The following is a 22,825-nucleotide window of genomic DNA, read 5'->3' on the forward strand; positions in this document are numbered from 1 at the left end:
TGGGCTCAGTGCCCTTCCAGCAGTCGCTGCTCGGCCTGCTCCATGGCCACCGCAGTACCAAACAGGATCAGCCGGTCGCCGGCTGCGAGCCGCAGCTCGGCCCTGGGTTCCAGGGTCTGATCGCCGCGCTGCACCTCCTTGATCCTCACCTCCCCCAGCGGCAGCTCCTGCACCTCGCGCCCCACCGCCCAGGCCTGATCGTGCAGCAGCAGCGGGTGGAGCCGTTCGAGCAGCTGATCGGCCTCCATGTTGCTGGCACTCTGATCCCCCCAGTAGAAGCCGTGCAGGAAGCGATACTGGCTGCTGCGCTCGTGCTCCATGCGCCGGATCACCCGCCCCAGGGGAACGTCGCAGTTGACCAGCAGATGGGAGACCAGCATCAGGGCCCCCTCCTGGGATTCGGGGATCACCTCGAACGCCCCCGCCTGTTTCAGCTGCTCGAGAAAGCTGTCATCCCGGGTGCGCACCAGCACCTTGAGATCCCCGGCCAGCTCGCGTATCAGCGCCAGCATGGCCTCGACCCGCTTGCGATCGTCGAAGGTGATGATCACCAGCCGGGCCCGCAGCAGGCCGGCGGCCAGCAGGATATCGCGCCGGCTGGCATCGCCGAAGGCCACCTGCTCCCCCGCCAGTTTCGCTTCGCTCACCCGCTCGGGGTCGAGATCCAGCGCCAGAAAAGGGATCTCTTCGAGCTTCAGGAAGCGGGCGCAGGTCTGCCCGGCACGGCCGAAGCCGGCGATGATCACGTGCTGGGTTTTGCTAAGGCCCGACTGGGCCACCTCGGAGCGGGTCAACAGGGCGGGATCGGTCAGACTGCGGGCCAGGGAGTGGGCCTGGATCACCAGCCAGGGGGTCATGGCGATGGAGATGATCCCCATGCCGATCAGCAGCGACACCAGCTCCCTCGCCAGCAGGCCATGGTGGCTGGCCAGCGCCAGCAGCACGAAACCGAATTCGCCGACCTGGCTCAGCATGATGCCCGCCGCCAAGGCGTCACGCTTGCGCTCCCCCATCAGACGACCGGCCAGCAGCACCAGCAGGGCTTTGCACAGCACCAGTCCCAGCACGCAGAGCAGTACCTGCCACCAGTCTCTGGCCACCAGTTCCCAGTTCATGGCCATGCCGATGGTGATAAAAAAAAGCCCCATCAGCACGTCGCGAAACGGCTTGATGTCCACCTCCAGCTGGTGGCGATAGTGGGACTCCCCCAGCATCATGCCCGCCAGAAAGGCCCCCAGCGCCATCGACAAGCCCAGCGAATAGGTCATGGCGGCGGCCAGCAAAGCCACCAGCAGGGCGCTCAGCACGAACAGCTCGTCGGAGCGGGCCCGCGCCACCTCGTGAAACAAAAGCGGCAGCAACCACTTGCCGACTGCCAACAGGCTAAACAGGGCGAACAGTCCCTTGAGGGTGGCCCAGGCGATCTCTGCCAGCAGGGCGCTGCCCTGCACCTCGGGCTGGGCCAGGATGGGGATCATCACCAGCAGCGGCACCACCGCCAGATCCTGAAACAGCAGCACGCTCACCCCGAGCTGGGCACGGCGGGTATGGAGCTGTTTCTGCTCACCCAGCTGCTTGATCACCACGGCGGTCGAGGAGAGCGCCAGGGTGCCGGAAACCACCAGCGCCTGGGGCAGGCTGAGCCCCCACCAACGGGCAAGCCAGAAAAAGAGCAGGGAGGTGAGCAGCACCTGTAGCCCGCCCACCCCCAGCACCAGCCGGCGCATCGCCAGCAATTTGGGCAGGGAGAACTCCAGCCCCAGGGAAAACATCAAAAAGACGATACCGAGCTCGGCGATGGTCTGCATAGTGGACTGGCCGGTCACCAGCGCCAGTCCGTGCGGGCCGAGCAGTACCCCGGCGATCAGATAGGCGAGGATCACCGGCAGCCCGAGGCGCCGGAAAATCGCCACCAGCAGGACGGCGGCAAACAGCAGGATCAGCAGATCTGTATACAAATTTTCCTCTCCTTTTATCAACTTAAGTCTAGTCAGCTGGGCCGGGAGGCAGGAAAGATATATTGGGCATGCCAATTGCAGGGAAGGGGGGAGTAGTCAGGTGTTTACAGGTGGAAAACCATGGAAAATACGTCATCACTCAATGGTTTTGCCCATAGCCTCGAGCTGTGGGTGCACCAGAGCGAGCGGGTCGTGCCGTTACATAGCGTCGAGCGTAACCAGTTGCTGGAACAGTTGCTGGGGCAGCAGGATCTCGACGCTCTGCTGACAACCTTTGCCGCCCAGGCGGCAAAAATTGTCAGGATCCACAGCCTCTACTTCGAGCACGAGCAGCCCCGTTCCCTGATCCAGCATCCGCCCCTGGCGACCCTGACACCGCACAACCACTCCTTCGAGCTGCGCGGCCAGCATGGCCAGCTGCTCGGCCAGCTGCACTACGAGCTGGATCTGCCCATGAGCAGCCACCAGCAACGGCGGCTGCTGCAGTGCCATCAGTTGCTGAGCCTGCTGCTGCCGCTCTATCTGCGGCTTGAAAAGCTCGATCAGCTGGTGCGACTCGATCACCTGACCGGCCTTGGCAACCGCTCCTACTTCGATGAGGCCATCGGCCGCGCCATCGAGCAGCATGGCCGCGAGCCCCACGGGTTGGTGCTGGTGCTGCTGGATCTGGATCGCTTCAAGCAGATCAACGACACCTGGGGTCATCCGGTGGGGGATCTGGTGCTGAGCCGCTTTGCCATGCTGCTCAAGGGGTGTATCCGCAGCACGGATCAGGCATTCCGGCTCGGGGGGGACGAGTTTGCGCTGCTGCTGCAACCGGCCGAACCCGAGGCATGGCGTCCGGTCTGGCTGCGTCTGCAGCACATGCTGATGACCAGCAAGGAACTCTCAGCCTTCTCGGTTGGCTGCAGCCTGGGGGCCGCGACCTGGCAATCCGGGGTCGACGTGCAGAGCCTCTACGAGGCGGCCGACAACCACCTCTATGCCCGCAAGAGAGCGGGCAAGACAGATCCCGGCGAATAGACAATCTGGCGGCCCCGCCATGGAAACAGGATGGGGGGCCGCGATTCAATCCAGATCGCCTGACTCCGGCATGACGGGGGCAAGCCGGGCCGCCTGCCACTCACATCTCAGCCCCTCCTCCTGCGCCAGAAAACCGTCACAGACAAAAAGCCCCACCACGGCCGCCACCTGATCGCCATAGTAGAGGATGGGAATGCGCCCCCGCTGCCAGGAGGGCACACCATACTCCTGCAGCAGTTTTTTCAGACGGCGACTGCCGGCGCGCCCTACCGGTTTGAGCATGGTACCGGGCACCACCTGAAAGCGCACCGAGAGCGGTTCGTCACCCCGGGGCAACCGCAGCAATCCCTCCCCGCCGGTTTGCCGGCGAAGCAGGAGCGTGCCCAGTCCGTCAGGCAGTGAAATCACCTCTCCCGTGGTCAATGGCAGCTCCAGCTGGCAAGGCTGCAGGTCGGGGGTGACCAGATAGAGGCGGTCCTGGAAGCGGCGACAGCTCTGCTTGCCCCAGTTGAGCTGCGGGTTGGCATCCCCGCGGGCCAGCGCCACCTCCTGCCAGAGCCGGTTGAGCTGTTCACGAGAGGGCATCTCGCCCCCCTGGCGACGGATCCAGTAGCGCAGCAGATTGTTGCGCCGCGCTGGCGAGAGGGGCTGCAGGGCGGCGATATGGAGCGCCTCCCCCTCGCCCGCCAGATGCCAGTCCTGTTCGGCCAGCTCCTCCAGCAGTGCTTCTTGCTCGGCGCAGATCGCCATGGTGCGGCTCGCGGTCTGGGCCATGGCAGGCCAGCGCGCCTTGAGCCGGGGAATAAGCTCCTGACGCAAAAAGTTGCGATCGTAGCTCACGTCCCGGTTGCTCTCATCCTCCACCCAGCCATAAGGCAGGGTGGCGGCGGCCTTGGCCAACTCCCGACGACTGATATCGAGCAAGGGGCGTAGCAACAGGCCACCAGCAAAGGGCTGGCGTGGCAGGATCCCGGCCAGGCCACGCAGCCCGGCGCCCCGTTTCAAGGCCAGCAACAGGGTCTCCAGCTGATCGTCCTGATGATGGGCGGTGAGCAGCCACTCCCCCTCCCCCATGTGCGTAGTCAGACACCGGTAGCGCGCCTCCCGGGCCTGGGCCTCCAGGCTCTCGCCATTGCCGCGCACCAGCTGCACCCGCTCCACCATGAGGGTTACCGCCAATTGCTGACAGACGGTTTCGCAGTGGGCAACCCACTCATCGGCGTGGGGGCTCAGACCATGGTGAACGTGGAGGGCGCGCAAGCCAAGGCCGTGCTCGCGGGCGAACTGCGCCGCCAGCACCAGCAGCACGGTGGAGTCGAGCCCGCCGCTGAACGCCACCAGCAGACGGGTGGAACCTTCCGGCACAGGCAGGGTCTGACAAAAGCGAGAATAAAGATGAGAAATCATAGGCTTCCCCGAAACGAACCGGCCGATCTTAACAGAGTCGGGCTTATCAAGCTGCAACCCGACTGCTAGAGTGAGCCGCATCCCAGTACCCAAGATGGTACCGAAAGTGGTACCAGGATGCCCCCGTTGCAAGGGAAGCAAACAACCGGAATTGGAATCAAACAGCATGAACAACAAGAAAAGCATACTGGCCGGCCTCATTGGACTGGCCCTGCTGGCCGGCTGCAGTCAGGCACCGCAAGGCGACCCCAAACACTCGGGACTGGCGCTGGCCAACATGGACACCACCGTCAGCCCGGGCGACGACTTCTTTCGCTACGTAAACGGCAAATGGCTCGCCAGCGCCAAGATCCCCGACGATCGCCCCGCCGATGGCGCCTTCTACATGCTGAGGGACAAATCCCTCGCAGACGTGCGGGTGCTGGTCGAGGGGCTGGCCCACCAGAGCGCCGCCGACGGCACGCCTACCCAACAGATCCGCGATCTCTACGCCAGCTATCTGGATCAGGCGGGCCGTGATGTCAAGGGGCTGTCACCACTCGCTCCCGCCCTCGCCCAGATCGATCAGATCCACGACCAACGGGATCTGGCCCGCGCCTTTGCCGAGGCGAGCAAACTCGGTGGCGGCGCCCCGTTCGGGATCGGGATCGGCCCCGACGCCAAGGCGCCGGATCGCTACGCTGTCTACCTCTATCAAGGGGGCCTGGGACTGCCGGATCGGGATTATTACCTCAAGACGGATGCCGACAGTCAGGCCCTGCGCCAAAAATACGAGCGCCACATTGCCAGCATGCTGACCCGGCTCGGTGAGTCCGACCCGAGCGGCAAGGCCAAACGCATTCTCGCCCTCGAGACCCGACTCGCAGCCATCCAGTGGGACAACGTCACCCTGCGGGATCGGGAGAAGAACTACAACAAGCGCCCGGCTAGCGAGCTGGCCCGCCTCGCTCCCGCCATCGACTGGCAGGCCTATCTCGATGGAGCCGGCATCGCCGCCCAGCCCGATCTCATCATCGGCCAGCCGAGCTACCTGAGCGCGCTGGACAAGGTGATGGCCCAGACCCCCATCGCCGACTGGCAGGCCTACCTCAAGTGGCAGCTGCTGACCGACTACGCCCCTTACCTCGACGGCGAGACGGATCGCGCCAACTTCGCCTTCTACGGCACCACCTTAAGCGGCACACCCAAGCAGCGCGCCAGCTGGGAGCGGGCACTGGGGGTGCTCAATGATCACCTGGGCGAGGCCGTCGGCCAGCTCTACGTGGCCCGCTACTTCCCGCCCGAGGCCAAGGCCCGGATGGAGCAGCTGGTGGAAAACCTGCGCACCGCCTACGGCCAGAGCATCGAAGAACTCGACTGGATGTCGCCAGAGACCAAGGCGCAGGCCCTCGAGAAGCTGGCCAAGTTCAGACCCAAGATTGGCTATCCGGACAAGTGGAAAGACTACAGCGGTATCGTCATCAAGCCGGACGATCTGGTGGGCAACCTGCAGCGGACCCAGGCATTTGAATACGCCGACGATCTCGCCCGCCTCGGCAAGTCGGTCGATCGGGACGAGTGGCACATGTCGCCCCAGACGGTGAACGCCTACTACAACTCGAGCAACAACGAGATCGTCTTCCCGGCGGCCATACTGCAACCCCCCTTCTTCGACATGACGGCGGACGATGCGGTCAACTATGGCGCCATCGGCGGAGTGATCGGCCACGAGATGGGCCACGGTTTCGATGATCAGGGGGCCAAATCCGACGGCGACGGCATGATGCGCGACTGGTGGACACCGCAGGATCTCAAGGAGTTCCGCTTCCGCACCAGCCGGCTGGTGGCCCAGTACAACCGCTTCGAGCCCATCAAAGGACAGTTCGTCAACGGCCAGTTCACCCTGGGCGAGAACATCGGCGATCTCGGTGGCCTCACCATCGCCCACAAAGCCTACGAGCTATCGCTCGATGGCAAGGAGGCACCGGTACTGGACGGCTTCACCGGCGAGCAACGCTTCTTCCTCGGCTGGGCCCAGGTGTGGAAGGGGATGTACCGCCCCGAGCTGATGCAGATGCTGCTGCGCTCCGATCCCCACTCCCCGCCCGAATACAGGGTCAACGGCGTGGTACCGAACATTCCCGCCTTCTACGAGGCATTCAACATCCAGCCGGGTGACAAGCTCTATCTGCCGCCCGAGAAACGGGTGAAGATCTGGTAAACACCACCAACGGGGGCGCCCCGCCGTCCCCGTAAGGAGTCAACGATGAAAAACAGGATGATGGCGCTGGGGCTGCTCGCCCTGCCTCTTTTCACCCTGCCCATGGTCGCACAAGGGGCGGAAGGGGCCTCTCGCCAACTGACCCTCCCCTCAGGCCAGGTCCTCGTGGTGAGCGAGGGTCGCGGCGAGCCCGCCTCCATCGGCAGCTATGACGTGCGCCTCTACACCGGGGCCAATCCCCAGTTTCCCCTCGACCAGTTTGTCGAGGGCAAGGTATTGCCCCGGGAGGGCAGCATCAGGGAGTTGAAACTGCTGGATCTCAACGGTGACAAGCAGCCCGAGCTGGTGGTCATCATGGAGAGCGCCGGCAGCGGCAGCTACCTGAGCGGCGATGCCTTCACCATAGGCCCCCAGGGGGAACTCGAACTGTTTCACCAGATAAGGGATCTGCCTCCGGGCGAGGACATCATCAAGGCGCTCAAGAGCCCGCAAGACTGACCACAGCCCAAATCGGCACGCAAGAAAAAGCCCTGATCATCAGGGCTTTTTGCTATCTGGCGCCAATCAGGCGGCGCAGGTCAGGGCAAGCCGGGTCGCCCGGATGCGCACATGGGGCTGCGCCATCTCGTGCTGGGCCGCCACCAGTTGCAGCTCATAGGCATTGACCAGCCAGGTCTGGGCCAGCACCGCATCCACGCTGGCGTTGGTCCGCTCGAACGCCACCACCGGCTCGTATCCGGCCAACAGATTGGCCAGCATGGTGGCACTTAGCAGATCTCCCACCCCGATGGGCTGGCGAGCAAACGGATAGAGGGGGCGCGAGATATGAAAGGCCCCCTCGTCGCACACCAGCAGCATTTCGAAGCGATCGTGGCCGAATCCGGCCCGCCCCAGATGCTTGACCAGCACCAGCCTGGCCCCCCGCGCCCGCAGCTGCTGGCAGGCCGCCACCGCCTCGGGCACGTTGTGGATCTCGCGGCCGGTGAGCCGCTCCAGCTCCAGCAGGTTGGGGGCCAGCATGTCGGCGCAGGCCAGCGCCCGATCCTTGAAGAACTCGGCGACGCCGGGGGCGACGATACACCCCTTGTTGGGGTGGCCCATCACGGGATCGCAAAAATAGAGGGCGCGCGGATTACACGCCTTGAGCCTGGCCACCGCCGCCAGTATCTCCTCCCCCTGAGCGGCAGAGCCGAGATACCCGCTGAGCAGCGCATCGCACTGCCCCAGCACGCCGATGTCGGTGAGGCCCGCCATCAGCTGACCGATGTGGCCCGCCGGCATCACCATCCCCTGCCACCCCTGGCTGTACTGGGTGTGATTGGAGAACTGCACCGTGTTGACGGGCCACACTTCCACCCCCAGACGGCGCATGGGGAAAACGGCGGCGCTGTTGCCGGCACAGCCAAAGACCACGTGGGATTGAATGGAGATCACTCGCTTCATGATTGGCGACTCACACAAGAAAACCGAAGGAAAAAACGGGCCTCGCGGCCCGTTGTGATTAGTCTGCCTGGCGCAGGACCTTGACGGTGTAGCTGCCATCGGCCTGACGATAGAGGCCGTGGATGTCGGTCTCAAAGCCCGGGTAGTGGGCACCGATCTCGCACAGCATCTCGAGGAACTCGAGCACCGGCAGGGAGTCGGTAGTCACCATCTCGCCCGGCAGAACCAGGGGCACTCCCGGCGGGTAGGGCAGGATCATGTTGGCGCTGATGCGATCCACCATGTCACGCAGGGGCACTTCTTCCACGTTGCCGGCCAGCTCCTGCTGCCAGGCGGCATGCGGGGTCATCTTCATCTCCGGCAGCACGTCGAACGCCTTGAACATCAGCTCCGGCAGACGGTACTTGCGGGTCAGATCGTGGATGCGCTGGGCCAGATCCTGGATGCGCATACCTTCATAGAAGGCCGGATCTTCACGATAGAGGCTCGGCAGAATGCTCTTGATGGTGAGATTCAGATCATAGCCGCGCTTGAACTCGGTCAGGGCGCGCAGCAGCTGCATCGCCTTGGACTTGTCGATACCGATGGAGAAAAGGAACAGCATGTTGTAGGGGCCGGTCTTCTCTACCACGATGCCGCGTTCGTCCAGGAACTTGGAGACCAGGGAGGCCGGGATACCGCTCTCCAGCAGCTGGCCATCGCGGCCCATGCCCGGAGTGAGCAGGGTCACCTTGATGGGATCCAGGTACATGTGTTCGTCGTCGATATCCTTGAAGCCGTGCCAGTCATCTTTCGGATCCAGCTTCCAGCACTCGACTGTGTCGATGTTGTCCGGCTGCCACACGTCGAAGAACCAGCCTTCGCTCTCGGTACGCAGGCGCTTGATCTCTTTACGGAAAGAGATGGCGCGATCGATGGAGTCCTTGATCAGCCGCTTGCCGGTGTTGCCCCGCATCATGGCGGCGGAGATCTCGGTGGACGCCACGATGCCGTACTGCGGCGAGGTAGAGGTGTGCATCATGAAGGCTTCGTTGAAGGTCTCTTCCTCCACGTCGCCCTTGATGTGGATCATCGAGGCCTGGGAGAAGGCCGCCAGCAGCTTGTGGGTGGACTGGGTCTCGTAGAACACCTTGCCCGGGATGGCGTCGCCGCTCATGCCGCACTTGCCCTCATAAATCGGGCTGAAGTTGGTGTAGGGCACCCAGGCGCTGTCGAAGTGGATGAAGGGGGTATCCAGCGCTTCCTTGATGAAGCCGGTGTTGTAGAGCAGGCCGTCATAGGTGGAGTTGGTCACCACGGCGTAACGGGGAGCCTGGGCACCCGGGGTCGCGGCCACCTTGGCGGCAATCGTCTCGCGGCGGAACTCGCTCTGCGGGATGCCACCCAGGATGCCGTAGGCGTTGCGGGTCGGACGGAAATAGATCGGGGTCACGTCGTTCATCATCATCAGGTGAGTGAGCGACTTGTGGCAGTTGCGATCCACCAGCACTGTGCTGCCCGCCGGCGCGGAGTACATGCCGACAATCTTGTTGGCGGTGGAGGTGCCGTTGGTGACTATGTAGGAACGATCGGCGTTGAAGGTGCGCGCAATGTACTCTTCGGCATCCTTGTGGGGGCCGGAGTGATCCAGCAGGGAGCCGAGCTCCGGCATGGAGATGGAGACGTCCGCCTTGAAGGCGTTGGGGCCGTAGAAGTCATAGAAGAGGCTGCCGGCCGGGCTCATCTGGAAGGCGGTACCGCCCATGTGACCCGGAGTACAGAAGGTGTACTTGCCCTCTTCCACATACTTGAACAGCGCCTTGGTGAACGGCGGCAGGATGGCGTCCTGATAGTCCTGGGTGGCCTGGTTCATCTTGAGGGCGATGTCGTCGGCCATGCCGAGACGGTACTCGAAAAAGTGCACGTTCAGGCGCAGATCGGTCAGGTGGATGTCGAGGGTGGACTGATCGTTGGCGAAGGCGAAGATCGGCAGCTTCTCGTTGCGATCGTGGATCTCCTTGCACAGACCCAGGGAATATTTGTCCCAGTCGAAGATGGCGCCGCAGACGCGCGGGTTCTTCTCGATAAGCTTGAGCAGATCGGCCACATCGACCGGATAGACGACCTCGAAACCCTTGCGCTCGAGAGAGGCTTGCAGCTGGCGGATGGGTTCTTCTTTAAAGAAAACGCCCAGGTGGTTGAGGATGGCAATGATATTCATCGTAATGCTCCACACGTAAGGGGGCGCTCTCCATCAGGGATGGTGAGTGAAGAGCGCACGGAAGATGAAAAGGGAGAATTAGTGACTGGTCTGCTCTTTGAGCAGGGCGTCATGCTGACGCAGCCCCTGTTTTTTGGCGTAGAACATCAGGATGATGAGCGACACCACGAAGGTAGCGGTGAGGTTTGACCCCTTGGCACCCATCAGGGCCACCAGACAGAAGACACAGGCGACGCCGGAGAAGATCATGGCGCCAACGCTGCGGGAGGTCATACCCTCGAAACGGATCAGGTTAATGCTGGAGTAGAAGTAGGGCAGCATGGTCAGCAGCACCGCATCCGTGGTCAGCACGTTGAACAGGTCGGCCGCGTGGGCGGACTGGGAGGTGAAGGCGGTCAGGCCGATCATCAGGGCAGTCATCTTGAGGGAAGCCAGGATCAGCCCCTTCTTGGCCACGCCGTTCTTGTCCACTTCGCCATAGACTTTCGGGAAGTTGCCATCATGGGCGGCGCGCTTGCCCGCCTCGCCCACCAGCATCATCCAGGAGCCCAAAGAGGTGAAGCAGGCCAGGGCGGTGAAGGCGGACACGAAGGGGGCGGACCAGCTGCCGAAGATGGCGGAGGAGGCCATGGCAAACGGAGCGCCGGAGGCGGCCACTTCATCGGCCGGGAACATGCCGCCGATCACCTGGGTGGAGAGGATGTAGATGACACCCGCGATGCCGGTACCCAGCATGGTGGCGAGCGGTACGGTGCGCTTGGGATTTTTCACCATGCCGGAGGAGACGGCGGCGGACTCCACACCCACGAAGGACCAGAGGCAGATCAGCACGGCGCTGATGACCGCATGGATATCGCTGCTCCCTGTGGTGTTCCAGTTCTGGCTGTAGAGGGTGCTGTCAAAGTGGCTCCAGCCGACCAGGGCGGTGCCTACGACAGGCAGCAGGATCAGCACCAGACCCAGGGTACAGAGCCGGCTCACCCAGCTACCGCCAAGCAGGTTGACGAAGGTGAAGATCCACACCGCAGCGATGGTGGCCACGGCGGCCGGGATCGGGCTGTTGAGGATGGGGAAAAAGACGGAGAGGTAAGAGACGCCGGTGATGGCGATGGCCAGGTTGCCAATCCAGTTCGCGTGGTAATAGAGCACGCCGGTCTGGAAACCGAACACCGGGGAGATCTCGCCGGCGTAGGCGATGGGGCCCCCTTCCTGCGGGTTCTTGGTGGCAAGGCGGGCAAACACAAAGGCCAGGCCCATGGCGCCAACCAGACAGATGGCCCAACTGAAAATCGAGATGGAGCCAATAGTGGCCAGGGCAGAGGGCAGCAGGGCGATGCCGCTCCCCATCATGTTGCCGGCCACCACGCCTGTACAGGCGATAAGGCCGATCTTCTTGCTCGTATCTAGGGACATAAGATCTCCGGTGCTATAAAAAGTCGGGTCGTCACAGACATATCTGACGGCGTCACCCGCCAGGGAATGGCCACAGACTAGGCTCCCGGTCACCGGAAAACATAAAGTCCCGCTAAGGGATAAAAATATGAGTGAAGTTTTTTTCGCCTTCTTTCCCATAGAGATAAAACTGTTTAAAAACATAAGTTTGATTCATCCATCAAGCCCCATCTTGATAAAACCTTGATACCGGCAGCGCCTCTTGATGGGCCTTGATAATCTCCTTATCAAGCCGCCTTGATATTTTTCTCATCCCCTTGATAAGTACAAAGGGCAGATGACATTCCCCAGCCCTCCCTATCGCCAGCCGGCAACCGGATACGGCTTTGCAGCCATAGACAAAATCGCAGCCGGATGACACTCATCTCCGCCAAGAGGACAACCGAAAACGTGAAAGGTGGTGCGCCGGACAAGCCATCCCAAGGCACAAAAATGGACACCCCTAACAAAGAGGCACAAAGGCAGAAGAAAGCGCGCAGTCGCTCAGGGTAGAGAGACAGCAACGGGGTAAGAGTGGCCAGTCGCAACCCGACCGGGCTGCGTCATGGCAAGCAGAAAGGGAGCAAAAGAAAGAAGGGACAAGGGCAAGCTAACACCCCATCTGGCCTGCGAGCGACTCTTGCTGCCATCCCTGAATAGCGGACGCCAGACAAGCAAAAGGCCGCCCGCAGGCGGCCTTCACGACTGACCTGAGTGGCAGTCAGCTGCTTTATGCAGGCACTTAGAACAGCTTTACCTTACTCTGACCCAGGGTATTGAACAGCGCCGGGGTCAGGGTCTCCATATTGCTGTAAAAACCGAGTTGCTGGCAGAGCAGATAGGTCTGCTCGGTGGCCTCCATCAGGAAGGCGTGACTGTAGGCATCCCCCGCCGCCTCGGGGCGGCCATCCAGCTCGGCCAGCTTGCCCTGCAGTATGTAATAGAGCACGGAACAGCCCCGACCGGCGGCCTGCGCCAGCAGCTCGCCTGCCTGTTGCTGCTGGCCATTCAGGATGGCTCTCAGGCTCAGTGCCTCCCAGACCCTGGCGGGCAAGGTGCCGCTCTGGAGCTGCACCACATGGGCCAGATGATCGCCAATCTCCTGCAGGGGGTTGCTCTCGGGTTCACCCGTGAGCGTCGCCAGCACTTCACCGGCCAGATAACGCTCCGCCAGTAGCAGGGGCTGATCCGGCTGGCTGGCCAGGGATTTGTCGAGCAGGTCGACCCCCTGCTTCAGCGCCACCGGGTCGCGGCTGTTGGTGTAGTAGCGAGCCTCCATCATGGCGATCAGGGAACCCGCATCTGTGGGCCAACCCATGCCCGGCTGCGCCTGTGGCTGTTCGAGCACCTGCAGCAGATCCCGGCTGCTCGCCTGCAGCACCTCGTGAACGTTGTCGCGACTGAACAGATACTGGTGGCTGAACAGCACCCGGTTGGTATTGAGGTTGCGATACTCCAGATCCAGATAGGCACCTCTCGGCTGGCGGGAAACCCGCACGCTCAGCTCCTTGCCGGGCCTGATCCCCCCAATCAACCGGGTAGCCCCATACTGCACCCGCAGCGGCGTGGCGGCGGCCACCTCTCCCATCAGGGTGCGGGTGATGCCGTCGGCTAGGCGCACATCCTGGTTGTTGCCATCCAGGCCGGCGTGGAAGCGAAACACCAGCAGATCCGGATCCAGCATGGTGTGCACCTGGGGAGCAGCATGCTGGTAGCTGAGCATGCTGACGATGGCGACCAGCACCAGGGCGACGAAGATATCGAAGCTCGCCATCTTCCAGCGGCTGCGACCGTCCTTGCCATGGGTGGAGATGGCGCGGGTCAGCGGGCCGGCCGGGAAGGGAGTCACATTCTGCGCCGTCTCATCCGCCACCTTGTCGACGCTGTCCAGCTCGCCGTCCGTCTGGCTGGCGGCCGGCAACTCGTCCGCCATCACCAGACCGACCACCTGCTGCACGCGCACCGGCGCCACCAGCTTGTAGCCGCGCTTGGGCACGGTCACGATATAGTCGGCCGCATCGGTGCGGCCATCTTTGAGGATCTTGCGCAACTCGAAGATGGACTGGGTAACCACCTGATCGGTGACCTCGGCGCCCTCCCATACTTCGTTGATCAGGGCGTCACGACCAAACACGGTACCGGCATTGCACGCCAGAAACCGCAACAGATTGACCAGTCTGGGCTCGAGGTAGACCTCCCGCTCGGGGCGCGACAACGTGTTGTCATCCACCCTCAGGGTCCAGTCATGGATCTCAAAAATCGATTCGCTCATGGTTCACTCACTGCAGATGAAGACGATGCACGATGAGAGCGACGTAAGGCCGATACTGACGAAACGGCACAGGCAGCCGTCACACCGGGTGACAGCGTTGGGGAACCGTGAAGATAATCGGGAGTCAGTCTGGCCAGACCATCCTGTTACGTCTGGATGGCATCCTTGCGGGCACCCCGAACTCGGCGAACGGGGAGAATCACTTTAAGCAAAACGAGAGATAGATCCCACTTTTTTTGCCGACAAATCGCCTCTGAATTGATCCGGAACGGGGGTTTTAGCGGGCTGGTGGGCAAGTCAGTATCCATATGAAAAACAAAAGCCCCCATGTAGCGGAGGCTTGTTCTGCCCTTTATCCGTAGTCCTTTATCCGTAGCCCTTTACTTGCAGACGGCGAGCATGTCCCGTTCGCGGCTACGGCGCAGATGACGGCGCCACAGGGAGAAGAGGCCGTAGCCTGCACTCAGCACCACTGCATAGAGCACCTCGGAAGCGAGTGCCACCAGCACGGCGGCGCAAAGCAGCACGCTGAGCCCCGCCAACCCCTTGCCCACCCCGCCGAGCAGACGCCAGCCCGCCGCCATGCAGAGCAGATAGACCAGCACGAAGTTGCCGTTGGCGTAGCGGATCAATTCATCCAGCGGCAGCTTCAACCAGATGATCAGGGTGATAGAGAGCAGGCAGATGGCGAGCACCCAGCTGAGCGCCAGCAAGGGGGCGCCCCGGGCGGTGAGGCGGGCCAGGGAGGCAGGCAGCTTGCCTTCGCGCGCCATGCTCCAGATCAGCCGGGCAAAGCCCTGCAGATAGATGTTGATGCTGGCAAAACAGGAGAGGTAGCCAAGGATCGCCACCAGCCACTTGGCAGTGGGACCAAACAGCAGGGCCAGCAGAGAGGGGATGGCGGTGGCATTCTTCGCCTCGTCCCCATAGAGGCCATATTTCAGTACCACCAGCGAGTGGATCCAGTAGATGAGCCCCGCCAGCAGCACGCCACCGAGCAGGGCAAGGGGATAATCCCGCTCTGGCCGCTTGAACTCCTCCCCCATATGGGCGAAGGCTTCCAGCCCGACGAAACACCAGAACATCACCGCCAGCGCCGTGCCCATGGCGGGCCACTCGCTGGCGGCAGGCAACGGCTGGGCCGCGTCACGCCAGCTCAGATCCCCCTTGAACCAGATAAGCAGGGTGAGTCCCAAAATGGCCAGGGCGATCAGCAGCTGCAGGTTGCCGGAGGAGCGCGCCCCCCGCAGCCCGAGCAGAAAGACGCCGAGCAGAGTGAGCAGCTGGATGCCCCACAGGGTCCACTCCCCCATGTCAAACAGGGCGTGCCAGAACCCGGCGGCAATCATCAGGGCGGCGGGCAATCCCACCGGCAGCACCGCCAGAAACAGGAAGGCGGAGAAACGCTCGGCGCCATTGCCAAAGGCGAGGCCTATCAGGTGCGGCGCCCCGCCGGCGTGGGGATAACGGCGCCCGAGGCGGGCGAAGGTAAAGGCGATGGGCAGTACCAGCGCAATCAGCAGCAACCAGGCCCAGAGCGAGGCCCCCCCCGCCAACGACGCCGCGGTCGCCGGTACCACAAAGATACCGGTGCCGAGCAGGGAGGTAGCGAGCAGCCCCATCCCCTGCCAGAGTCCGAGATCCTTCTTCAACGCAGACATATCCTTTTGTCCCGATTCAAAAAATGTCCAGCCATGTTAGGCCCCCCCCGCCCCTTTGTTAAGCCTTTTGGCGCCAGATGGCCAAGGCTTGTCGACTGATCACTCAAAAAGCGTCAATGGGGAAGGAACACGAGGAGAACCGCGCCATCCCTGAGAAGGGAATACAGGCGCGGCCCGCTCTGCTGCACGGCGCATCGCTCAAACTCGAAAAACAAAAAAGCCGCCTCTTGCGAGGCGGCTTTCTCTTTCAACTGATTGATCTGTGTTATCAGGCAACCAGCTTGTAGATGATGCCGGACATGGCGATCAGGCCAATGATGGTCACGAAGCCGTTGCTGATGTTGCCGGCGTACTTGCGCATGGCAGGTACCTTGGCGACGGCGTACATCGGCATCAGGAACAGCAGCATCGCGATGATGGGGCCGCCCAGGTCTTCAATCATGCCGAGGATGCTCGGGTTGATGGTGGCGATGGCCCAGGTGGTCAGGATCATGAACACCGCGGTGATCTTGTTCAGCTGCTTGGTGTCAACCTTCTTGCCCTTCTCGCGCAGCGCCTTGGCCATCAGGCCGTTCATGCCCTCTTGCGCACCCAGGTAGTGACCCAGGAAGGATTTGCTGATGGCAACCATGGCGATCAGCGGTGCCACGGTGGCGATAACCGGGTTGTCGAAGTGGTTGGCCAGGTAGGACAGGATGGAGATGTTCTGCTCCTTGGCAGCCGCCAGGTCAGCCGGGGAGAGGCTCAGTACGCAGCTGAACACGAAGAACATCACTGTCATCACCATCATGACGTGGGCGCCCAGCAGGATGTTGCTGCACTTCTTCTCGGCACCTTCACCGTAGCGACCCTTGTTGTCCACCGCGAAGGAGGAGATGATCGGGGAGTGGTTGAAGGAGAACACCATTACCGGGATCGCCAGCCACAGGGTCTTGATGAAGTCACCGCTGAAGGCTTCGGACAGAGCCGGCGCTTCGGTGATGATGGCACCGTTCCAGTGCGGGATCAGGTAGAGCGCCAGGCCCATCAGGGTGATCACGAACGGGAATACCAGCACGCTCATCGCCTTGACGATCACGTCGCCACCGAGGCGAACGATCGCCATCAGGCCGAGGATCAGACCCAGGGAGAGCAGGACGCGCGGGGGCGGCGTCATGCCCAGCTGGTGCACCATCAGGCTCTCGACCGTGTTGGTGATGGCCACGGAGTACATCAGCAGGATCGGGTAGATGGCGAAGAAATAGAGCAGGGTGATGAACTTGCCTGCGGTCTTGCCGAAGTGCTCTTCCACCACTTCAGTGATGTCGCCATCACGGGTGGAACCGGACAGCACGAAACGGGTCAGACCACGGTGGGCGAAAAAGGTCAGCGGCAGGGCCAGGATCAGCATGGCCACCAGCGGCCACAGACCACCGACACCGGCATTGATCGGCAGGAAGAGCACACCGGCACCGATGGCGGTACCGTACAGACCCAGCATCCAGACCACATCGGCCTTGTTGAGGCCACGGGAAGCCTTGCTGGCTACAAGACCATCAGCTGCAATATTCATGTCAGACATATGTTGTTCCTGTCATCTAGGAAAAGGGATTCTTGTTGTTCATTCGGGCCTTGGCCCGGCTCCTCATCCCTGGAACAGCGGTCGTCCATGCTTGCAATTCATCACGTACACCCCGGCAATCAGGTCATCACTCCTTGTGACAACAAGGCCGCAACAATCGATGCCGCGAAACATAGCCATTGAGGTCCAAATCAGCCCAGATTAACAATCTGGAAACAAGAGACGCTCTCGATGGAATGACTGTAATTAAAAGACCCTATCAATCACAGCGTTTTTTTGAATTAATCAACCAAAGTTTGATTCGAGTCGCCTTTCGACCGACCAAGATCACATTAGAGATGCCTTGCCTTGAATTTTTTTTAACAATTCAAATTTCATTTGGCATTTTCACTCCATTTTTAGTTGTTACTTTTCGGCAACATCCCGTCTTTTGCGGTGGATTGTGCCCCGCTCCCCCTTGGCGTACCCTTGTGAGCCACACCTCTTCGTGGATTGCCGATGACCATTACCCGTACCGATCTCGCCGAACTGGCGGTGTTTGCCGCCGTCGCCCGCCACCGCAGTTTCAGCAAGGCAGCCCTTGAGCTGGGCGTCTCTGCCTCAGCCCTGAGCCACAGTCTGAAAGGCATGGAAGAGCGGCTGGGGGTGCGCCTGCTCAACCGCAGCACTCGCGCCGTGGTGCCGACCGAGGCGGGACAACGCCTGCTCAAGCAGTTGCTGCCCACCCTCAATACCCTGGAAGAGGCTCTCAGCGAGCTGGCCCGCAACAGCGACGAACCGGTGGGACGACTCAAGATCTGCGCCCCGCGCAGCGCCATCGACAGCCTGCTGGCGCCGGTACTCATCGATTATCTGGGGCGCTACCCCAAAATGCAGGTGGAGGTGGTGGAGCAGGAACTGATGCCGCGGATGATCGAGGATGGCTATGACGCCGCCCTCTTTTACGGGGATCTGTTGCCCAAGGAGATGATCGCCATCCCCCTGGGCCCGCCCCAGCGCTATCTGGTGGTGGGCTCCCCCGCCTATCTGGCACAGCACGGCATACCTGAGCACCCGAGCGAGCTTAGCCGTCACGCCTGCATCGGCTATCGCCTCACCCCTCATCATCACTACCGCTGGGCCTTCGCCGCCGATGGCAACCTGCTGGAGATAGAGGTGACGGGGCCACTCACCACCAGCACCCCTGCCCTCTATCTGGGGGCGGCCGAGGCGGGGCTGGGGCTGGCCTATTGCCTGGAAGAAGAGGTAACCCAGAAGGTGGCCCAGGGCAAACTCGTCACGGTACTGGAGCCCTGGAGCCCCACCTTTGCCGGCTTCTATCTCTTCTATCCCAACCGGCACCAGCTGGGCAGCGGGTTGCGCATCCTGATCGACATGCTCAAGGCGCACTACCAAAACCCTGAATTGATGAGCAATACTCATCAATTCATCAAGTAAAACCAGGATTATCACCAAAAAAGAATTAATCTAGACTGTCTGCTCGATAATCGAACTCCGCAAGAGAACAGATATGTCTGCCTATTTCACATTGCGGCAACGGGCCATGACCCGCCGCTTCTGGGCCTACGCCCTCCCCTCGATCCTCGCCATGCTGGTATCCGGAGCCTATTACCTCATTGATGGCATCTTCGTCGGCCATTTTGTCGGCGCCGCCGGCCTTGCCGGCATCAACCTGGTCTACCCCGTCATCATGGTGTTGAGCGGTCTCGCCGCCATGATCAGCATGGGAGCGGCCACCGCCATCTCCTTCCAGCAGGGGGCGAAGAACATCCCGCTAGCGCGCCAGGCGCTGGTCAATGCCCTCTGGCTGCTGCTGGTGCTGGGGGTGACCGCTCCCGTTCTCCTCTATTACACCCACACGGATATATTGCTGGGGCTTGGCATAGAGCAGGGCACCGAGACCTGGCAACAGGCCAGCGATTACCTCTACTGGATCGGTGGTGGTACCCTGCTGCTGGCCAGCAACCTGGCGGTGCCCTATCTGCTGCGCAACGACGGGCGCCCCAAGCTCGCCATGGTGCTGGTGAGCGCCGGCGCCGTGCTCAACATCCTCCTCAACTATGTGATGGTGGCCAAACTGGAGCTGGGCCTGACCGGCACCGCCCAGGCCACCCTGATGGCGGAGGGGACAGTGAGCCTCATCGGCCTTGGCTACTTCTTTACCCCCTATGCCAGGCTGCGACTGGGCTGGCGTGATCTGGTGCCCCATCTTCCCGCCATGCCGAACCTGCTCTTTACCGGCCTGCCGAGCCTCATCGCCCAGTTCAACCTGGGACTGCTGCTGATGCTGCACAACAGCCAGCTGATGGTGCATGGCAACGTGAAGGATCTGGCGGGCTTTACCGTGGCCGGCTATACCGAGGCAGTCTTTATCGTGATCCTGCAAGGGCTCGCCTTCGGCATCCAGCCCCTCATCAGCCAGGCAGCGGGGGCCAGGCGTCATCGCAATCTCAAGTACCTGATGGAGATGGGCCTCAAGTTCACCCTTATCTACGGCATGCTGGTGTGGCTCACCATACAGCTGCTGCCCCGGCAGGTGGCCATGCTCTATACCGGCAGGGAGGATCCCGAACTCATCGATGCCGCGGTCAGCAGCCTGCTGCTCAATCTGGGGGCGATTCCGCTGGAGGGGGTCATCATGTTCGGCATAGTGCTGCTGCAATCCATGGCGCGCACCCGCCAGGCGCTGATCATCTCGATCGCCAAGACGGTATTGCTGCTGCCGTTCATCTTCCTGCTGCCGCTGATGTGGGGCAAAGACGGGGTACTGATGGCCCAGCCCGCCACCGTGCTGCTGCTCACCCCACCGCTGTGCTGGCTGCTGTGGCGCGAGTGGCTGCGCCTCAAGCGTGCCTGTGCACCCCAAACTCATCGGCGCCGGGCCGTGGCGACGGCGGCACGCACCGTCGAGCTGGCCCGCTGACGCTCGGCAAAGACCGCGAATGACAGATACAAAAAAGCCTCCACAAGGGAGGCTTTTTCATGGCAGCGGTGTTCAGAACACGGCTTATTTAACGGTCACCCGGGCAAACTTGCGCTTGCCGACCTGGTAGACGGCTGTGCCGGCACCAATAAGCGCCTTGCCATCTTCTAGTTTTTCGCCGTCAACCTTGACCGCGCCCTGCTTGATCATACGCAGCGCCTCTGAGGTGGTGGCAACCAGCTCGGCGTCTTTGAGCAAGTTGGCAATCGCCAGCCCTTCCCCTTCCAGCGCCAGTTCGACCTCCGGCATCTCGTCCGGAATGGCGTTCTTGGAAAAACGCTGGGTGAAATCTTCGTGGGCCGCCTCGGCCGCCGCCTCGTCGTGATAGCGAGTGATGATCTCTTTCGCCAGCCAGATCTTGACGTCGCGCGGGTTCAGGGTACCGGCGGCGATGCCGGCCTTGAACGCTTCAATCTCGGCGAGCGGGCGGAAGGAGAGCAGCTCGTAGTAGTTCCACATCAGATCGTCGGTGATGGACATGATCTTGCCGAACATCTCGCCCGGGGCGTCGTGCACGCCGATGTAGTTGCCTGCGGACTTGGACATCTTCTTGACGCCGTCCAGACCCACCAGCAGCGGCATCATCAGCACGCATTGGGCGGCCATGCCGGCATCCTTTTGCAGCTCGCGCCCCATCAGCAGGTTGAACTTCTGGTCGGTACCGCCGAGCTCGACGTCCGCCTTCAGGGCGACCGAGTCATAGCCTTGCAGCAGCGGATAGAGGAATTCGTGGATGGCGATGGATTGCCCGTTGCTGTAGCGCTTTTTGAAGTCGTCACGCTCCATCATGCGGGCCACGGTCTGCTTGGCCGCCAGCTTGATCATGCCGGTCGCGCCCAGCTCACCCAGCCAACTGGAGTTGTACTCGATGCGGGTCTTCTTGGGATCGAGGATCTTGAACGCCTGCTCCGCATAGGTGAGGGCGTTGTGCTTGATGGCCTCTTCAGAGAGCGGCGGACGGGTAGTGTTCTTGCCGGAGGGATCCCCCACCATGGCGGTGAAATCACCGATCAGCAGGATGATCTCGTGACCCAGATCCTGGAAGGTCTTCAGCTTGTTGAGGATCACGGTATGACCCAGGTGAATGTCGGGAGCGGTCGGGTCCATACCCAACTTGATGCGCAGGGGGCGCCCTTCCTTCAACTTGGCAACCAGTTCTTCTTCAACCAGAATTTCTTCCGCTCCGCGCTTGATCTCGGCTAGCGCCACCTCGAGCTGGGACATTTTTTGACACTCCAATCACGATTCCACAGGGCCAGACATATTACTGGAATGGCGGGCCAATTGGAAAGGCTGTAAAATCCTTCCATTCTGCTCGACTGCATCAACTTCCATGGTTATTTGGCACGCCTTCAATTCTCTTCCCCACTGGCATCGCAAGATGGTGCTTATCCTGAGCATCCTGACCATGATGCTGATCGCCTGGCCCAGTGAACAGGCCGTGGCCACCCGGGTCGATGACAACGGCAACGAGATTGCCATGAGCGAGCAAACCGACGAGGCCCCCGCTCCTGCCGAGCTGACTGCACAAGTAGAGCAGCCGGTCACCCCGCCCAAACCGACCTATATCACCAAGCAGGTCAAGGTTCGCCGGGGTGACAATATGGGGATCATCTTCCAGCGCCTGGGTCTGAGCACCACTGACCTGCACCTTATCGATCAGCTCGAGGGCAGCAACCCGCTGCGCATGCTGCAGCCGGGCCAGGAGCTCACCTTCAAGCTCACCCAGAACGGTGAGCTGCACAGCCTCTATTACCCCCATAGCCTGGAGCAGGCCCTCAAGGTGAGCCGTCAGGATGACACCTTCGTGGCCCGCAACGTCAAGATGGCCCTCGATACCCGGGAGCTGGTCAGCAAGGGGGAGATCCGCTCCAGCTTCTGGGGCGCTGCAGTCGAGGCGGGCATGACAGAGGATCAGATCATGGATCTGGCCGCCATCTTCGGCTGGGACATCGACTTTGCCCAGGATCTGCAGCCGGGAGACAGCTTCCGGGTAGTCTATGAGGAGAAATTCCGCGACGATGAGCGGGTTGCCTCCGGCGATATCCTGGCCGCCGAATTCATCAACCAGGGCGAGATCTACCGCGCCGTCCTTCATGACGATGGCAACTACTACACGCCTCAGGGCAAGGCGATGCGCAAGAGCTTCCTGCGCGCGCCGGTCAATTTCAAATACATCAGCTCCAACTTCAACCCGCGCCGCCTCCATCCGGTAACCGGCAAGATCCGCCCCCACAACGGCATCGACTATGTAGCGCCCGTGGGTACCCCCATCATGGCGGCGGGCTCAGGCAGCGTGGTGGCCGCCGGCTACAACCAGTTCAACGGCAACTATGTCTTCATCAAGCATGCGGGCAACTATGTGACCAAGTACCTGCACCTCACCAAGCGCACCGTCAACAAGGGGCAGCGGGTGAAACAGGGGCAAACCATAGGTACTCTGGGGGGCACGGGCCGCGTAACGGGTCCGCACCTGCACTATGAATTCGTGGTGGGCGGCGTGCACAAAAACCCGCGCACTCTCACCCTGCCCCAGGCCGAGACACTCACCGGGCGCGAGCTCGCCAACTTCAAAAAACTGGCGACGCCACAACTGGCCAAGCTGGACAGCAGCGAGATCCAGCTGGCCCAGAACAAGCGAAGCAACCGCGGCAATTGAGCCTCGGGCGGGTCATTACCGCCGGAT

Annotated in this window: 15 protein-coding genes; 6 read left to right on the forward strand and 9 right to left on the reverse strand. The window is 61.7% G+C overall.

Annotated elements, in window-relative coordinates; all coding sequences use genetic code 11:
- Nucleotides 1-5: 5 nt before the first annotated feature.
- Complete coding sequence (locus ACB028_RS05095; RefSeq protein WP_371143673.1) at nt 6-1,958, reverse strand: cation:proton antiporter; 1,953 nt, start codon at nt 1,956-1,958, stop codon at nt 6-8.
- A gap of 120 nt (nt 1,959-2,078) precedes the next feature.
- Between ACB028_RS05095 and ACB028_RS05100 the strand changes: the two genes are divergently transcribed.
- A complete protein-coding gene (locus ACB028_RS05100) occupies nt 2,079-2,981 on the forward strand; it encodes a GGDEF domain-containing protein (protein ID WP_061475897.1) in 903 nt (300 codons plus the stop codon).
- Nucleotides 2,982-3,026: 45 nt separating this feature from the next.
- Here the strand turns inward: ACB028_RS05100 and tilS are convergent, their stop codons facing one another.
- Complete coding sequence (tilS, locus tag ACB028_RS05105; RefSeq protein WP_371143674.1) at nt 3,027-4,388, reverse strand: tRNA lysidine(34) synthetase TilS; 1,362 nt, start codon at nt 4,386-4,388, stop codon at nt 3,027-3,029.
- A gap of 166 nt (nt 4,389-4,554) precedes the next feature.
- On the opposite strand from tilS, the gene ACB028_RS05110 reads away from it, so the two are divergent.
- Both ACB028_RS05110 and ACB028_RS05115 read left to right on the forward strand, forming a co-directional pair.
- A complete protein-coding gene (locus ACB028_RS05110; protein WP_371143675.1) occupies nt 4,555-6,588 on the forward strand; it encodes a M13 family metallopeptidase in 2,034 nt (677 codons plus the stop codon).
- Between the two features lie 45 nt (nt 6,589-6,633).
- Nucleotides 6,634-7,086 carry a PliI family lysozyme inhibitor of I-type lysozyme gene (locus tag ACB028_RS05115; protein WP_371143676.1) on the forward strand — a complete coding sequence of 151 codons (453 nt, stop codon included), beginning with the start codon at nt 6,634-6,636 and terminating at the stop codon, nt 7,084-7,086.
- Nucleotides 7,087-7,152: 66 nt separating this feature from the next.
- Here the strand turns inward: ACB028_RS05115 and pdxY are convergent, their stop codons facing one another.
- From pdxY to ACB028_RS05145, 6 genes are all read right to left on the reverse strand, one after another.
- A complete protein-coding gene (gene pdxY, locus ACB028_RS05120; protein ID WP_371143677.1) occupies nt 7,153-8,031 on the reverse strand; it encodes a pyridoxal kinase PdxY in 879 nt (292 codons plus the stop codon).
- A 58-nt stretch (nt 8,032-8,089) separates the two neighbouring features.
- Entirely contained in the window at nt 8,090-10,231 is a 2,142-nt protein-coding gene (locus ACB028_RS05125; RefSeq protein ID WP_026457947.1) for a lysine decarboxylase CadA, read from the reverse strand.
- Between the two features lie 78 nt (nt 10,232-10,309).
- Nucleotides 10,310-11,644, reverse strand: a complete 1,335-nt coding sequence (gene cadB / locus ACB028_RS05130; protein ID WP_371143678.1) for a cadaverine/lysine antiporter — start codon at nt 11,642-11,644, stop codon at nt 10,310-10,312.
- A gap of 760 nt (nt 11,645-12,404) precedes the next feature.
- On the reverse strand, nt 12,405-13,934 hold the full coding sequence (cadC, locus tag ACB028_RS05135; RefSeq protein ID WP_371143679.1) for a lysine decarboxylation/transport transcriptional activator CadC: 1,530 nt from the start codon (nt 13,932-13,934) through the stop codon (nt 12,405-12,407).
- Nucleotides 13,935-14,314: 380 nt separating this feature from the next.
- Entirely contained in the window at nt 14,315-15,595 is a 1,281-nt protein-coding gene (gene yjeH / locus ACB028_RS05140) for an L-methionine/branched-chain amino acid transporter (protein WP_042027885.1), read from the reverse strand.
- Between the two features lie 268 nt (nt 15,596-15,863).
- On the reverse strand, nt 15,864-17,156 hold the full coding sequence (locus ACB028_RS05145; RefSeq protein ID WP_225634296.1) for an HAAAP family serine/threonine permease: 1,293 nt from the start codon (nt 17,154-17,156) through the stop codon (nt 15,864-15,866).
- A gap of 498 nt (nt 17,157-17,654) precedes the next feature.
- On the opposite strand from ACB028_RS05145, the gene ACB028_RS05150 reads away from it, so the two are divergent.
- A complete protein-coding gene (locus ACB028_RS05150; protein ID WP_371143680.1) occupies nt 17,655-18,593 on the forward strand; it encodes a LysR substrate-binding domain-containing protein in 939 nt (312 codons plus the stop codon).
- Nucleotides 18,594-18,666: 73 nt separating this feature from the next.
- Entirely contained in the window at nt 18,667-20,079 is a 1,413-nt protein-coding gene (locus ACB028_RS05155) for an MATE family efflux transporter (protein WP_371143681.1), read from the forward strand.
- Between the two features lie 84 nt (nt 20,080-20,163).
- On the opposite strand, the gene tyrS is transcribed toward ACB028_RS05155, so the two are convergent.
- The gene (gene tyrS / locus ACB028_RS05160) at nt 20,164-21,363 is read right to left on the reverse strand and encodes a tyrosine--tRNA ligase (RefSeq protein WP_026456088.1); all 1,200 of its coding nucleotides are present in this window, start codon (nt 21,361-21,363) and stop codon (nt 20,164-20,166) included.
- 109 nt (nt 21,364-21,472) lie between these two features.
- Between tyrS and ACB028_RS05165 the strand changes: the two genes are divergently transcribed.
- Nucleotides 21,473-22,798: a peptidoglycan DD-metalloendopeptidase family protein gene (locus tag ACB028_RS05165; protein ID WP_223378700.1), complete on the forward strand. Its 1,326-nt coding sequence runs from the start codon at nt 21,473-21,475 to the stop codon at nt 22,796-22,798.
- Nucleotides 22,799-22,825: the final 27 nt, after the last annotated feature.

Origin of the sequence: Aeromonas sp. S9(2024) (assembly GCF_041403185.1) — a bacterium.
GTDB classification, from domain to species: Bacteria; Pseudomonadota; Gammaproteobacteria; order Enterobacterales; family Aeromonadaceae; genus Aeromonas; species Aeromonas enteropelogenes.

Coding starts and splice junctions, on each gene's coding strand:
- ACB028_RS05150 (WP_371143680.1), top strand. CDS start 17,655: ATGACCATTACCCGTACCGATCTCGCCGAACTGGCGGTGTTTGCCGCC.
- ACB028_RS05145 (WP_225634296.1), bottom strand. CDS start 17,156: ATGTCTGACATGAATATTGCAGCTGATGGTCTTGTAGCCAGCAAGGCT.
- cadB (WP_371143678.1), bottom strand. CDS start 11,644: ATGTCCCTAGATACGAGCAAGAAGATCGGCCTTATCGCCTGTACAGGC.
- ACB028_RS05125 (WP_026457947.1), bottom strand. CDS start 10,231: ATGAATATCATTGCCATCCTCAACCACCTGGGCGTTTTCTTTAAAGAA.
- tilS (WP_371143674.1), bottom strand. CDS start 4,388: ATGATTTCTCATCTTTATTCTCGCTTTTGTCAGACCCTGCCTGTGCCG.
- ACB028_RS05100 (WP_061475897.1), top strand. CDS start 2,079: ATGGAAAATACGTCATCACTCAATGGTTTTGCCCATAGCCTCGAGCTG.
- yjeH (WP_042027885.1), bottom strand. CDS start 15,595: ATGTCTGCGTTGAAGAAGGATCTCGGACTCTGGCAGGGGATGGGGCTG.
- ACB028_RS05165 (WP_223378700.1), top strand. CDS start 21,473: ATGGTTATTTGGCACGCCTTCAATTCTCTTCCCCACTGGCATCGCAAG.
- tyrS (WP_026456088.1), bottom strand. CDS start 21,363: ATGTCCCAGCTCGAGGTGGCGCTAGCCGAGATCAAGCGCGGAGCGGAA.
- ACB028_RS05115 (WP_371143676.1), top strand. CDS start 6,634: ATGAAAAACAGGATGATGGCGCTGGGGCTGCTCGCCCTGCCTCTTTTC.
- ACB028_RS05110 (WP_371143675.1), top strand. CDS start 4,555: ATGAACAACAAGAAAAGCATACTGGCCGGCCTCATTGGACTGGCCCTG.
- ACB028_RS05155 (WP_371143681.1), top strand. CDS start 18,667: ATGTCTGCCTATTTCACATTGCGGCAACGGGCCATGACCCGCCGCTTC.
- pdxY (WP_371143677.1), bottom strand. CDS start 8,031: ATGAAGCGAGTGATCTCCATTCAATCCCACGTGGTCTTTGGCTGTGCC.
- cadC (WP_371143679.1), bottom strand. CDS start 13,934: ATGAGCGAATCGATTTTTGAGATCCATGACTGGACCCTGAGGGTGGAT.